The organism is Streptococcus sp. SR4, assembly GCF_000517725.1.
Lineage (GTDB): Bacteria > Bacillota > Bacilli > Lactobacillales > Streptococcaceae > Streptococcus > Streptococcus salivarius_F.
The window spans coordinates 18319-31882 of record NZ_AZYW01000007.1 but is presented as its reverse complement, the minus strand read 5'-3'; the positions used below and the strand labels follow the sequence as shown (position 1 = coordinate 31882).

At 40.9% G+C, this 13564-nt stretch carries 10 protein-coding genes; 9 read left to right on the top strand and 1 reads right to left on the bottom strand.

Annotated features, from left to right (window positions below; all coding sequences use genetic code 11):
- The first annotated feature begins 7 nt into the window (after positions 1 to 7).
- The 6 genes from rnpM to HMPREF1519_RS00565 all read left to right on the top strand — a co-directional run bounded on the left by rnpM (position 8) and on the right by HMPREF1519_RS00565 (position 6037).
- Positions 8 to 304 carry an RNase P modulator RnpM gene (rnpM, locus tag HMPREF1519_RS00590; protein ID WP_002883779.1) on the top strand — a complete coding sequence of 99 codons (297 nt, stop codon included), beginning with the start codon at positions 8 to 10 and terminating at the stop codon, positions 302 to 304.
- Positions 297 to 599 carry a YlxQ-related RNA-binding protein gene (locus tag HMPREF1519_RS00585; protein ID WP_002883776.1) on the top strand — a complete coding sequence of 101 codons (303 nt, stop codon included), beginning with the start codon at positions 297 to 299 and terminating at the stop codon, positions 597 to 599. Before rnpM ends, HMPREF1519_RS00585 begins: the two co-directional genes overlap by 8 nt.
- Positions 600 to 617: 18 nt before the next feature.
- The gene (gene infB / locus HMPREF1519_RS00580) at positions 618 to 3434 is read left to right on the top strand and encodes a translation initiation factor IF-2 (RefSeq protein ID WP_037610602.1); all 2817 of its coding nucleotides are present in this window, start codon (positions 618 to 620) and stop codon (positions 3432 to 3434) included.
- 95 nt (positions 3435 to 3529) lie between these two features.
- Positions 3530 to 3883: a 30S ribosome-binding factor RbfA gene (gene rbfA / locus HMPREF1519_RS00575; RefSeq protein WP_002883798.1), complete on the top strand. Its 354-nt coding sequence runs from the start codon at positions 3530 to 3532 to the stop codon at positions 3881 to 3883.
- A 64-nt stretch (positions 3884 to 3947) separates the two neighbouring features.
- A complete protein-coding gene (locus HMPREF1519_RS00570) occupies positions 3948 to 4511 on the top strand; it encodes a TIGR00730 family Rossman fold protein (RefSeq protein WP_037610599.1) in 564 nt (187 codons plus the stop codon).
- A gap of 293 nt (positions 4512 to 4804) precedes the next feature.
- Entirely contained in the window at positions 4805 to 6037 is a 1233-nt protein-coding gene (locus HMPREF1519_RS00565) for a lipid II:glycine glycyltransferase FemX (RefSeq protein ID WP_037610597.1), read from the top strand.
- A gap of 61 nt (positions 6038 to 6098) precedes the next feature.
- Here HMPREF1519_RS00565 and HMPREF1519_RS00560 read toward each other — a convergent pair whose 3' ends face one another.
- A complete protein-coding gene (locus HMPREF1519_RS00560) occupies positions 6099 to 7544 on the bottom strand; it encodes a UDP-N-acetylmuramoyl-L-alanyl-D-glutamate--L-lysine ligase (RefSeq protein WP_037610595.1) in 1446 nt (481 codons plus the stop codon).
- A 94-nt stretch (positions 7545 to 7638) separates the two neighbouring features.
- Here HMPREF1519_RS00560 and HMPREF1519_RS00555 point away from each other — a divergent pair, with 94 nt between their 5' ends.
- The 3 genes from HMPREF1519_RS00555 (at position 7639) to HMPREF1519_RS00545 (ending at position 13556) form a co-directional block, all read left to right on the top strand.
- Positions 7639 to 9270, top strand: coding sequence for a putative polysaccharide biosynthesis protein (locus tag HMPREF1519_RS00555; protein WP_037610593.1), 1632 nt, complete (start codon positions 7639 to 7641; stop codon positions 9268 to 9270).
- A 117-nt stretch (positions 9271 to 9387) separates the two neighbouring features.
- Positions 9388 to 12168: a cation-translocating P-type ATPase gene (locus HMPREF1519_RS00550; protein WP_037610591.1), complete on the top strand. Its 2781-nt coding sequence runs from the start codon at positions 9388 to 9390 to the stop codon at positions 12166 to 12168.
- 293 nt (positions 12169 to 12461) lie between these two features.
- Entirely contained in the window at positions 12462 to 13556 is a 1095-nt protein-coding gene (locus HMPREF1519_RS00545) for a cystathionine gamma-synthase (RefSeq protein WP_037610588.1), read from the top strand.
- Positions 13557 to 13564: the final 8 nt, after the last annotated feature.

The following is a 13564-nucleotide window of genomic DNA, read 5'->3' as shown; positions in this document are numbered from 1 at the left end:
GTGTTTGATGGCTAAAACACGAAAAATACCTTTACGTAAATCAGTTGTCTCAGGAGAAATCATTGATAAACGTGATTTGCTCCGCATTGTAAAAACTAAAGATGGTGAGATTTTCATTGATCCAACAGGAAAGAAAAATGGCCGAGGTGCTTACATTAAACTAGATAATGAAGAAGCTCTCCAAGCTAAAAAGAAACGTGCTTTTAACCATAGTTTCTCCATGGATGTTCCTGAAAGTTTTTATGATGAACTCATTGCTTATGTGGATCACAAGGTCAAAAGAAGAGAGTTAGGTCTTGAATAACACAGAAAAATTGTCAAATATGTTGGGACTAGCACAAAGAGCAGGAAAGCTTATTTCTGGCGAAGAACTTGTCATCAAGGCAGTTCAATCAGGACAGGCGAGACTAGTTTTTCTTGCCAATGATGCTGGTAGTAACGTGACTAAAAAGACGACTGATAAATGTAACTACTATAATATAGAAGTCTCCACAGTGTTTAACGCACTGGAATTAAGCATGGCTATTGGTAAACCAAGAAAAACGGTTGCTGTAGTTGATGCTGGATTTTCAAAGAAAATGAGGACTCTTATGGACTAAAGAATAGGAGGACATCACGTGTCAAAGAAACGATTATATGAAATCGCAAAAGAGGTTGGTGTAGAAAGCAAGGTTGTTGTTGCGAAAGCTCAAGAACTTGGTCTTTCTGTGAAGAGCCATTCCTCATCAGTTGAAGAAGCTGATGCTAATCGTATCACTTCAAGTTTAAAAGGGGGAGCTGTTAAGGCTGAAAGTAAGCCAGCTTCCAAAGTGGCACCTGCTCCTAAAGAGGAAAAGGTAGCGCCTAAGGTTGTTGAGGCTCCTGCTTCGAAACCAACTCCTGCTAAGGAGTCTCCAAAGGCTGAGGCAAAGGAAACACCTGCGACTCCAAAGAAACCACAAAGCCGTAACTTTAAGGCAGAACGTGAAGCGCGTGCCAAGGCAGAAGCAGAACGTCGTCAAAATGGCGGAGGCCGTGACAACCGTAATCGTAACCGAAAACAACAAGGAAACGATCAAGGTAAACGTCAGAATAATGATCGTCGCAACCAAAATGGAAATGGTCGAGGAAACCGTAACAATGGAAACCGCGATAACAAGAGTAATCGTGACCGTAATTTCCAAGGTAAACAGCGCAATGATCAAGGTCGCAATAAACGTAACGATGCTGCCCGTAACAATCAGGCAGGACCACGTATTGACTTTAAAGCGCGTGCAGCAGCCTTGAAAGCAGAGCAAAATGCAGAGTATTCACGTCAAAGTGAAACACGCTTCCGTGAAGAAAAAGCTGCAGAGCAACGCCGAGCGAAAGAGCAGGAAAAGGCAAGAAAAGAAAAACAACAGGCTGAAGTCGCTGCTCAAAAAGCAGTTGCTGAAGCTAAGCCAGCTCCAAAACCAGCACCGGCTGCACAAGAACAAGATACACGTCGTAAAAAGGCACGTCCAGATAAATCACGTGATAATCGTCGCGAGAATGAAGATGGACCTAAGCAAACAAGAAATAATAAGTGGAATAATCAAAACCAAGTGAGAAATCAACGAAATAGTAACTGGAATAAAAACAAAAATAAAAAAGGTAAAAATAACCGTGGTAATTCAGCTCCAAAACCAGTAACAGAGCGTAAATTCCATGAATTACCAAAAGAATTTGAATACACTGAAGGCATGACGGTTGCAGAAATCGCAAAACGTATTAAACGTGAGCCAGCTGAAATCGTTAAGAAACTCTTCATGATGGGCGTTATGGCAACTCAAAACCAATCTCTTGATGGGGATACTATTGAGTTGTTGATGGTTGACTACGGTATCGAAGCAACCAAGAAAGAAGAAGTCGATAATGCTGATATCGAACGTTTCTTTGTTGACGAAGACTACCTCAACAAAGATGCTATGGTAGAACGTGCACCAGTTGTTACTATCATGGGACACGTTGACCATGGTAAAACAACCCTTCTTGATACCCTTCGTAACTCACGTGTTGCAACAGGAGAAGCTGGTGGTATCACACAGCATATTGGTGCCTACCAAATTGAAGAGGGTGGTAAGAAAATCACCTTCCTTGATACTCCAGGACACGCGGCCTTTACATCTATGCGTGCCCGTGGTGCTTCTGTTACAGATATTACTATCTTGATTGTCGCTGCGGATGACGGTGTTATGCCACAAACTATTGAAGCCATCAACCACTCTAAGGCTGCTGGTGTTCCAATCATTGTTGCGATTAACAAGATTGATAAACCAGGTGCTAACCCAGAGCGTGTAATCGGTGAATTGGCAGAGCATGGCGTTATCTCAACTGCATGGGGTGGTGATAGCGAATTCGTTGAAATTTCAGCGAAGTTTGGTCAAAATATTGAAGAATTGCTTGAAACAGTTCTTCTTGTGGCTGAAGTGGAAGAACTTAAAGCTGACCCAACAGTTCGTGCCATCGGTACCGTTATTGAAGCGCGTTTGGATAAAGGTAAGGGTGCGGTTGCAACCCTCCTTGTTCAACAAGGGACTTTGCATGTTCAAGACCCAATCGTTGTTGGTAATACCTTCGGACGTGTCCGTGCTATGACCAATGACCTTGGTCGTCGTATTAAGACTGCAGCACCATCAACACCAGTTTCAATTACTGGTTTGAACGAAGCGCCTATGGCGGGTGACCATTTTGCCGTTTATGAAGACGAAAAAGCAGCTCGTGCAGCCGGTGAAGAACGTGCCAAACGTGCTCTTATGAAACAACGTCAACAAACACATCGTGTTAGCCTTGATAACCTCTTTGATACCCTTAAAGCTGGTGAATTGAAGACTGTTAATGTTATCATCAAGGCCGACGTACAAGGTTCTGTTGAAGCCTTGGCAGCATCACTTCTCAAGATTGATGTTGAGGGTGTTCGTGTTAATGTTGTTCACTCAGCAGTGGGTGCTATCAACGAATCTGATATTACTCTTGCGGAAGCTTCAGATGCTGTTGTTATCGGATTTAACGTTCGTCCTACACCACAAGCACGTCAACAAGCAGAAACTGATGAAGTTGAAATTCGTCTTCACAGCATCATCTACAAGGTTATCGAAGAAATCGAAGATGCCATGAAAGGAATGCTTGATCCTGAATTTGAAGAAAAAGTCATTGGTGAAGCTATTATCCGTGAAACCTTCAAAGTTTCTAAAGTCGGAACAATCGGTGGGTTCATGGTTACTAGTGGTAAAATCACTCGTGACTCAAGTGCCCGTGTGATTCGTGATGGTGTCGTTATTTTTGATGGTAAATTGGCAAGCTTGAAACACTTTAAAGATGACGTTAAAGAAGTCGGAAACGCTCAAGAGGGTGGTTTGATGATTGAAAACTATAACGATATTAAAGTTGATGACGTTATCGAAGCTTACATTATGGAAGAAATTAAACGTTAATTTTGTTAGCTTTGAAAAAAGCTTACTTAGGAGACAAAGCTAGGTCATCTGGCCTGGCTTTTGTTCCATCATAATAAGAGAGAAAGGATAAGACTATGGGAAATTCATTTCGTGTAGACCGTGTTGGGATGGAAATCAAACGTGAGGTCAATGAAATTCTTCAAAAGAAAGTTCGTGATCCACGCGTGCAAGATGTCACTATCACAGATGTACAGATGCTTGGTGATTTGTCAGCTGCTAAGATTTTTTACACCATTCATTCAACCTTGGCCTCAGATAACCAAAAAGCACAAACTGGTCTTGAAAAGGCTACTGGGACAATCAAGCGTGAACTTGGTAAAAAATTGACCATGTATAAGATTCCGGATTTGACCTTCATTAAGGATGAGTCTATCGAATACGGTAATAAAATTGATGAAATGCTTCGTAATTTAGAGCGTAAAGACTAAGAAAAAATTCCTGTCAGTTATGGCAGGAATTTTGCGTTATAATAGAATAAAAAGGAGGACTTCAATGAAAGTAACGGTCTATTTGGGAGCTAATATGGGTGATAATCCTAGCTTTAAGAAAGCAACGATTGCCTTGGGTCAGTGGATTGCTAAAAATGGGCATACCCTAGTCTATGGTGGCAGTAAGATGGGACTTATGGGAGTTCTTGGTGATACGGTTTTAGAAAATGGGGGACAGGCTCATGGCATTATGCCACAATTCCTCAAAGATAGGGAGATAGCTTATGAAGGATTAACCTCAATGACCATAGTAGAAACTATGGCAGAAAGAAAGACTGCCATGCTAGAGCAAGGAAATCTCTTTATCGCCCTTCCAGGAGGTCTAGGAACACTGGAAGAAATTTCTGAAGCCATTGCAGCTGCTCGAGTTGGCAAGTTGGACAAACCTTGTGTTTTCTTCAATCTCAATGGCTATTATGATGCGATGAAAACGATGTTAGATACCATGGTTGCTCATGATTTTTTGGAGGCTGAAACAGCAGCAAAATTCCTCTTTACAGATGATTTTTCAGAAATTGAAGCTTTCGTCCAGTCTTATACACCACCTCAATTACGACGCTATCGGTAACTTTTATGATAGGTTAGCTCTCCAAATTTAAAAAGGAGAGCTTTTTTGCTAGAGAGATGTAAGTAATTATTTTTTCTTTTAAATTTCAGAAAATTAACTAAAAACCACTTAACAAAAATGGCGGATTTGTATATAATAGTGTTTGTAAATTTAATCATTTAACAAATTTTCCTCATCATCTGTGAGTAATATCCATGAATACTTAGTACCCCACTTGGTTAGGAAAACTTTGCCAATCATTTATTTTTATGGGGAAATGTGGGATATAGGATGAAATGGAAGGAATGATAAGTATGTCCATTATGGTTAAACATGTGAGTTTTGATGACTATCAAAAAACACAGACAAACTATAAAGATGCCAACTTTTTACAGTCAGCTGAGATGGCTAAGCTTCAGCTAAGCCGTAATCATATCGGAGAAGTAGAGGCTCTGGTTTTTGAAAGGGATGGCCTGCGGATAGGTCAAGCCATTGTTGTCTATAGAAGAAGCTTTCGTATCTTTAGAAAAGCTCTCTTGTTTCATGGTCCCTTGCTAGATTACACTTCTATGGCTGATTTGACAGACTTTCTAGAGGCCTTGATACTCTACTTAAAAAAGAAAAATATTGCATCACTTTCTATCCATCCCTATCTTACCAATCTTATTAGGAATGAAGAACTTGAAATCCTTGAAGAAGATAAGGCTGATGAAGTCTCCAAGGTATTTGAAAAATTAGGTTTTGAGCAGTATTTAGATCCAGAACAGGCTCTAGTTGTTAATCAGATGTTTGTCAAACCCATTGATACCTTTACTACTTCTGACGAGATGCTCGCAGCTTTCTCACCATCCTTGAAGCGAGATTTAAAAAAATTTACCGCTTTGAATGTCAAAGTTGAAGAGCTAAGTGATGATAATCTCAATCAGTTTTATGACATCCTAGTTCGGACAGCAGAGAGAAAAGGATTTTCAGTTCATCCATTAACCTATTTCCAAGATTTGAAGAGGAACTTTGGAAAATCTGCAAAGTTCATGTTAGCTTATTTGGATTGCCCAGCTTATTTGGCTTATCTTGATGAGAACATTAAATCTTTTGAAACTAAGATTCAGGCTTTAAAAGATGGTCCTCAGAAAAAACGCACCAAGGGTCAAATTGCGGATGCCCAAGATCAGCTTAGAAGCTACTATAAACGTTTAGAGCAATTTAAGACCTATCAAATCACTGGTGACAAATTACCTCTATCGGCTTATCTTTTTATGGATTATGGACCAGAAGTCGTCAGCTTTTACGGCGGGAATGATGAAGCCTACCTTAATTTTGGTGGGGCAGTTCTTCTTCATTGGGAAATGCTACAATATGCTATGCGTAAGGGTAAAGAGCGGTTTAATTTTTATGGGACAATCGAAACTGAAGCAGCTAGTACTGGAAAAGGGAACTTCCATTTCAAACGTCAATTTGGAGGGCAGTTAGAAACACTTGTTGGCTCTTTTGATAAGACCCTAAATCCTTTCTATGATATTTTTAAGAAAACACTAGGTAAAGACTAGTTTCTATATAGAAAAAAGTCAATTGAGGTATTACAATTAGCCTCAATTGACTTTTTGTTGTTTACAAATATTTCTTAGCGACTTCAATATCGCCAGCATAGTTATCACGTTTACCATTTACGATCTGGAAGGCATCAGCACCTTTACCAGCGATAACCACAGCGTCTTTAGAGTCTGTAGTCTCAGACATTGCTGTTTTAATAGCTTTCTCTCGATCAACAATGATACGAACCTCGCGACTGATGTGGCTAGCAATTTCCTGACAGATAGCAAGAGGATCTTCCTTGTTAGGATCATCGGCTGTTAGGATGATATCAACATCAGGGTAGGTATTGAGGACATGTCCAAAGTCTTTACGACGGCTTTCACCTTTATTTCCAGGAGCCCCTAGAATTAGACTAATACGACCATCTTGATGGCTGGTTACGACTTGTAAGAGCTTATCTAGGCTATCTCCATTGTGAGCATAGTCAACAAATGTCTTAGCCCCATTAGTTTGGGTTAGAACCTCCATACGCCCTGGAACAGAGGTTTGAGCGATTCCTTCCTTGATGTCTTGAAGGTTAGCTCCGAGACGTAGGCAGGCCAGACCAGCAGCCATAGCATTGTCCTGGTTAAAGTCACCGATAAGTTGGATATCATAGTCACCGGCTAACTTCCCACTTGCCTTAAAGCTAAATCCTGAGCCATGTTTAACAGCATTGTCGGAGTTTTTACCATAGAAGTCATGCTCTTTATCTGCAACTTCTTCAGCAATAAAATCAAAGTGATCCATACCGCTATTAACGATAACAACTCGACTGTTTTCCAAGAGGAGACGCTTATGGTAGAAGTAGTCTTCAAAGGTTGGGTGTTCAATAGGCCCAATATGGTCTGGGCTGATGTTAAGAAAGACACCTACATCAAAAGTCAATCCATAGACACGCTTAGTCAGATAGGCTTGACTTGAGACTTCCATAATCAGATGGGTCATGCCATTAGCAACAGCTTCAGCCATCATACGGAAAAGGTCCAAACTCTCAGGTGTTGTTAAGGTAGACTTGAAGAAGTTTTTTCCGTCTAATGTCGTGTTCATGGTTGAAAGCATAGCAGGTTTATGATTTTGCTTGAGAATATTGAAGGCAAAGTAGGCTGCTGTTGTTTTCCCTTTTGTCCCAGTAAAAGCCAGTAATTTAAGCTTGTCTTGAGGGTATTGGTAGAAGGCCTGAGCAACGAGGCTCATAGCCTGCTTAATATCTGATACGATAATGGCAGGTATTCCCACTTGATAATCTTTCTCAGCCACGTAGAAACTCAAGCCAGCTTTGACAGCATTCTCTAAAAATTCAGGCTTGAAAGCAGCTCCTTTGGCAAAGAAGAGGGACGATGGTGTGACATCACGACTATCATAAGAAAGATGATCAAAAGTCACCTCAGTCCATGAATAGTAGTAGTTGTCTTGGTCGATAATATCTCTAAAATTATGGTCCTTTTTAAGAACCTCTAAAACTTGTTCAATAGTAATCATAGTTCCTATTTTAGCCTTAATGTTCTTGTTTTACAAGTCACAGCCAAAAGTTTATAATAAACTAGATTATATTTTATTCTCTAGAAAGAAAGTTATGACTGAAACTAAAACTGATACACAGCAGCAGCAGATGCTAAGAGGGACGGCATGGATGACAGCATCCAATATTATCAGTCGTCTATTGGGGGCACTCTACATTATTCCTTGGTATGCTTGGATGGGTAAACAAGGTGACCAGGCCAATGCCCTCTTTGGTCAAGGGTATAACATTTATGCTCTTTTCCTCTTGATTTCAACAGCAGGTATTCCAGTCGCAATTGCCAAACAGGTATCTAAATACAACACACTTGGAAAGATGGAGACGAGTTTCTTCTTACTCAAGCGTATCTTGTATTACATGATTGGTCTCGGACTGATCTTTGGTGTTTTCATGTACTTTGCTTCGCCGTGGATGTCTTATCTTTCTGGGGGAGACGAAGATCTAGTTCGCGTAATGCGTAGTCTTTCTTGGGCAGTTGTTATTTTCCCATCTATGTCTGTTTTACGAGGCTTTTTCCAAGGCTTTAACAACATGAAGCCTTATGCCTTAAGTCAGATTGCGGAACAGATTATCCGTGTTATTTGGATGCTGTTGGCGACCTTCTTCATCATGAAAATTGGGACAGGCGATTATGTGACAGCAGTTGTCCAATCGACTTTTGCCGCTTTCATCGGAATGTTGGCTAGTTATGGGGTGCTTTTCTTCTACCTTTGGAAGGAAGGTAAGCTCAAGAGTCTTTTTGGTAAGCAGGCCGTTCATCCTGATATCAATCCAACTGCAATTGTTATTGAAACCTTTAAGGAAGCCATTCCTTTCATTATCACTGGGTCAGCGGTCCAACTTTTCCAGTTGATTGACCAATGGACCTTTATCCGTACTATGGAGAAGTTTACAAGCTATAGTAACAGTCAGCTTCAGGTTCTCTATGCTTACTTGTCTTCAAACCCAAGTAAGATTACTATGATTTTGATTGCCGTAGCTATTTCTATTGCTGGAGTTGGGATTCCACTCTTGACAGAAAATATGGTTAAGAAGGATCTTAGGGGAGCGGCTAAACTGATTATCAATAATCTTCAGTTACTCTTGCTCTTTATTGTACCTGCCATTGCAGGATCAGTGATTCTGGCTAAACCACTCTACACAGTTTTTTACGGGGCACCAGATAGCCAGGCCCACTTGCTCTTTGTAGCCAGTCTGATTCAAGTTATTTTCTTGGCCTTGTATAGCGTTTTAGCACCTATGCTTCAGGCCATCTTTGAGACCCGTAAAGCTATCAATTATTTTGCGATTGGGGTTTTAGTTAAGGGAATCTTACAGTTACCATTGATTATTTTCCTAGGAGCTCTTGGACCAGTTATTTCAACAGCCATCGGCTTAGGTGTTCCAATTGCTCTCATGTATAATCGCCTCCACACTGTTACGCACTTTAGTCGTAAGACAGTGTTTAGAAAAGCCTTACTCATCTGTATCCTTACAGTGCTCATGGCTATTCCAGTTGCAGTCTTCTATGGGGTGTTCCAGTTTGTACTTTCACCAACAAGCCGTGTGGGCAGTGTGATTTACTTGATCATTGGAGGAGGCCTTGGAATTGGTGTCTATGGCGTTCTTGCTCTTGTAACTCGTATGGCTGACCAATTGCTTGGCACCCGAGCAGCTAGCCTACGTGCTAAATTACATATTAAATAAGATTTAAACCAAGTCGTGTGGCTTGGCTTTTTTCTTTTCAACATTTTCTGAAAAAAGGAGTATAATAGGGGTGAAAAAATGAAATCGTTTTAATGATTTAGAATCGAGGAAAGGACTATGACTGATTCTAGACAAGAAAAGATAAAATTAGGGACCTATCCTCCTGAACAAGTTTACCAAGTCTTGCAGACAAGCCGTCAAGGTTTGAGCTCACAAGAGGTTAAGGAGAGGCAGGAGACTTATGGACCTAACCAATTGAAGGAAAGTAAGACGGAGCCTATTTGGCTGACCTTTTTCAGACATTTTACTAGTCTCATGGCTCTCTTATTGTGGGCTGGTGGCTTTATCGCTATGCTCTCTCATAGCTTAGAGTTGGGGATTGCAATTTGGTTGGTCAACATTATTAATGGTCTCTTTAGCTTTATTCAAGAATATAGAGCAAGTCAGGCTACGGCAGCTCTTAACAAGCTTCTTCCATCTTATGCGCGAGTTCTTCGTGATGGTAAGGAGGACAAGATTCTAGCTCAAGACTTGGTGCCAGGTGACTTGGTTTTCATTGAAGAAGGAGACCGTATTTCTGCAGACGGACGCTTGGTCGCTGTGACAGATTTGCAGGTTAATCAATCGGCCCTCACTGGTGAGTCTAATCCCATTTATAAGTCAGATCAAGCAGATTTGACTCCCGATAAGACTGAGTTAGAATATGGCAATATGGTATTTGCAGGGACGACAGTTTCCTCTGGTTCTGGACATTTTATAGTATCTGCTATCGGTATGAAAACTGAGTTCGGACAGATTGCGGATTTGACACAGAATCTTTCTCAGGAAAAGAGTCCCCTTCAGAAAGAATTAGATCATTTGACCAAACAGATTTCGGTCATCGCAGTATCTGTAGGTCTCTTCTTTATGGTGGCAGCGACTCTATTTGTCCGTCAGCCTTTGTCTCAAGCCTTTATTTTTGCATTGGGGATGATTGTGGCCTTTATTCCAGAGGGACTTCTTCCCACAGTTACTCTCTCTCTAGCCATGGCAGTTCAGCGTATGGCTAAGGATCATGCTTTGGTTAAGAAGTTGTCTTCGGTAGAGACGCTAGGAGCAACTTCTGTTATTTGTTCGGATAAAACAGGGACTTTGACGCAAAATGCTATGACGGTTAACCACCTGTGGACCTTGTCAGACAGTTATGGGGTAACTGGGCTAGGTTACGCACCGGAAGGGCAGATTGAGCAGGAAGGACAACCTGTTTCTCTTGAAGAAAATGAGCTCCTTAATCGTTTGGTCCGATTCTCACATTTGGCTAGTAATGCTCAAGTTGTAGCTCCTAGTGCTGATAATCCCAATTATACGATTTTAGGTGATCCGACGGAGGCTTGTCTTAATGTTCTTGTTGAAAAAGCAGGAATTAATTTAAATGACAATCATACTTGGGCCCCTCGAATCAAGGAAATTCCCTTTGATTCTGATCGTAAACGGATGACAACAGTGCATAAGCTTGAGTCAGGATTAGATGGTAGTTATCATATATCTATCACCAAAGGTGCTCCAAAAGAAGTGATGGAGCTTTGCTCAGATTACTTTGATAATCAAGGGCTGATTAAATCATTGACAGCTACTGAGCGTCAGGCTATCCTTGCAGCTAACGATAAGTTTGCCCGTGATGGTCTACGTGTTTTAGCTGTGGCCTATAGACCTTTAGATAGCGAGCATATTGGAGAAGACCGGTGGGACATGCAGACCCTGGAGGACAATATGGTCTTTCTAGGCTTGGTTGCCATGAGTGATCCGCCACGTCAGGGGGTGCGAGAGGCTATTGAAAAATGCCATAGAGCTAGTATTCGTATTATCATGGTGACAGGTGACTATGGTTTGACAGCTCTTAGCATTGCCAAGAAAATCGGAATTGTACAAGGTGATGATGCGCGTGTTGTTTCAGGCCTTGAACTAGCTGCCATGGATGACGGCCAGCTCAAAGAAGCGCTTAAAGGGGAAATTGTTTTTGCTCGTGTAGCGCCTGAACAGAAATACCGTGTGGTCAATGCACTTCAGGAGCTTGGTGAGGTTGTCGCTGTTACTGGTGATGGTGTTAATGATGCCCCTGCCCTTAAAAAAGCTGATATCGGTGTAGCTATGGGGGTATCGGGAACCGATGTTGCCAAGGAATCTGCGGATATGATCTTAACAGATGATCATTTTGTTTCGATTGTACATGCTGTTGAAGAAGGTCGTGCGGTTTATAGAAATATTCAAAAATTCCTGACTTATATTTTTAATTCCAATACACCTGAAGCTGTACCCTCTGCTTTCTTCTTGTTCTCTTTGGGACGCATACCTCTTCCCTTAACGGTTATGCAAATCCTAGCTATTGACTTGGGGACAGATATGGTACCTGCTTTGGGATTGGGGGTTGAACCACCTGAAGAAGGAGTGATGGATAAGCCACCAAGACGTTTATCAGACCGCTTACTCAATCGCCAACTATTGATTAAAGCTTTTGTCTGGTATGGACTGATTGAGGCAGCCTTAGCTATGGGGGCTTTCTTCCTTAATTATTGGGTTAATCAAGGTAACTTAAACCATTTGGCCAGCTCAGGTCCTCTCTATCGAGAGGCAACTACCATGACCTTAGGAGCTATTATCTTTACCCAAATTGGTATGGCTATGAATAGTCGTAAAGGTAGAGGGTCTATATTCCAAGTTAAACCATTTGCTAATCGGATTATTAGCTTAGGGATTGTTTTAGAAATTGTTCTCTTTATCATCCTGTCTTACGTGCCTTTCTTCCACACGCTATTTAACACTGCACCTATTGGACTTGATGATTGGCTCTATTTACTTGCTTGTCCGTTTGTTATTATGGCTTTGGAAGAAATCAGATATCGCTTATTTGATAAAAAGTAAGTCAGTGGCTAAGCTCAGATTGAAGCAAGACTTTTAAATCATTTCTTAGTGCTTGAAACTATAATGTTTTAGGCACTTTTTGACGTTTGAAAACTTATTTTCGACATTCTCAAAAATTGGGCTTATTTTAAATTATAGACAGCATCTATCTGTATTTTCAGGTTATAGAAATAAACTATAACTAACTATCAAGAATCCGTATGATGAACTTACCATTATTTTCAGAAAATAGTGATAAAATAGAGGTCATAGATATGGAGTATATCCACTTTACCATGTAGAAAGGGCACATTATGACACAAGAATATCAATTAGAAACCATTTTGGCACACGCAGGAATCAATTCGGATGAAGCAACAGGAGCCTTGGCTTCACCGATTCATTTTTCAACAACTTATCAACATCCAGAATTTGGCCATTCTACTGGTTTTGACTATACACGAACTAAAAATCCAACACGCGCAACAGTGGAAAAAACACTTGCAGCTATTGAAAAAGCAGATTATGCTATTGCGACAAGTTCAGGGATGAGCGCCATTGTTTTGGCCTTTGAAATTTTCCCAGTAGGCAGTAAGGTTGTAGCTGCGCGTGACCTTTACGGAGGCTCTTTCCGTTGGTTTAATGACAAGGAAAAAGAAGGTCGCTTCTTTTTTGAATACACTAATACAGAAGACGAGATGATTGTGGCCATCACTGATGATACTGATATTGTCTACATCGAAACACCAACAAACCCACTTATGATTGAGTTTGATATTGAAAAAGTGGCAAAAATTGCTCATGACAAGGGTGCAGTGGTTATTGTTGATAATACTTTCTATAGCCCAATCTATCAAACACCGATTACTCAAGGTGCTGATATCGTTGTACATTCAGCTACTAAATACCTATCAGGTCATAATGATGTTTTGGCTGGTGTTGTTGTGACTAGCAACCAAGAATTCTACGATAAACTTTATTATAACCTCAATACTACGGGTCCTACCTTATCACCATTTGATAGCTATATGCTCATGCGTGGTCTTAAGACCTTAAAACTTCGTATGGAGGCTTCGACAGCTAATGCTCAAGAAGTTGTAGCTTTCTTAGAAAAGTTACCGGCTGTTAAGGAAGTTCTCTATCCAGGCAAGGGTGGGATGATTTCCTTCAAAGTGGCTGATCAAGACAAGATTCCAACCATTATCAATTCTCTAAAGGTCTTTACCTTTGCGGAGAGCCTAGGTGGTGTCGAAAGCTTGATTACCTACCCAACGACACAAACTCACGCAGATATTCCAGGTGATGTACGTGCTTCCTATGGTTTGACAGACGACTTGCTTCGTCTTTCAATTGGTATTGAAGCAGCACAAGATTTGATTGCTGACTTGGAAAATGCCCTTAGTCTTTAAGGAGTTAC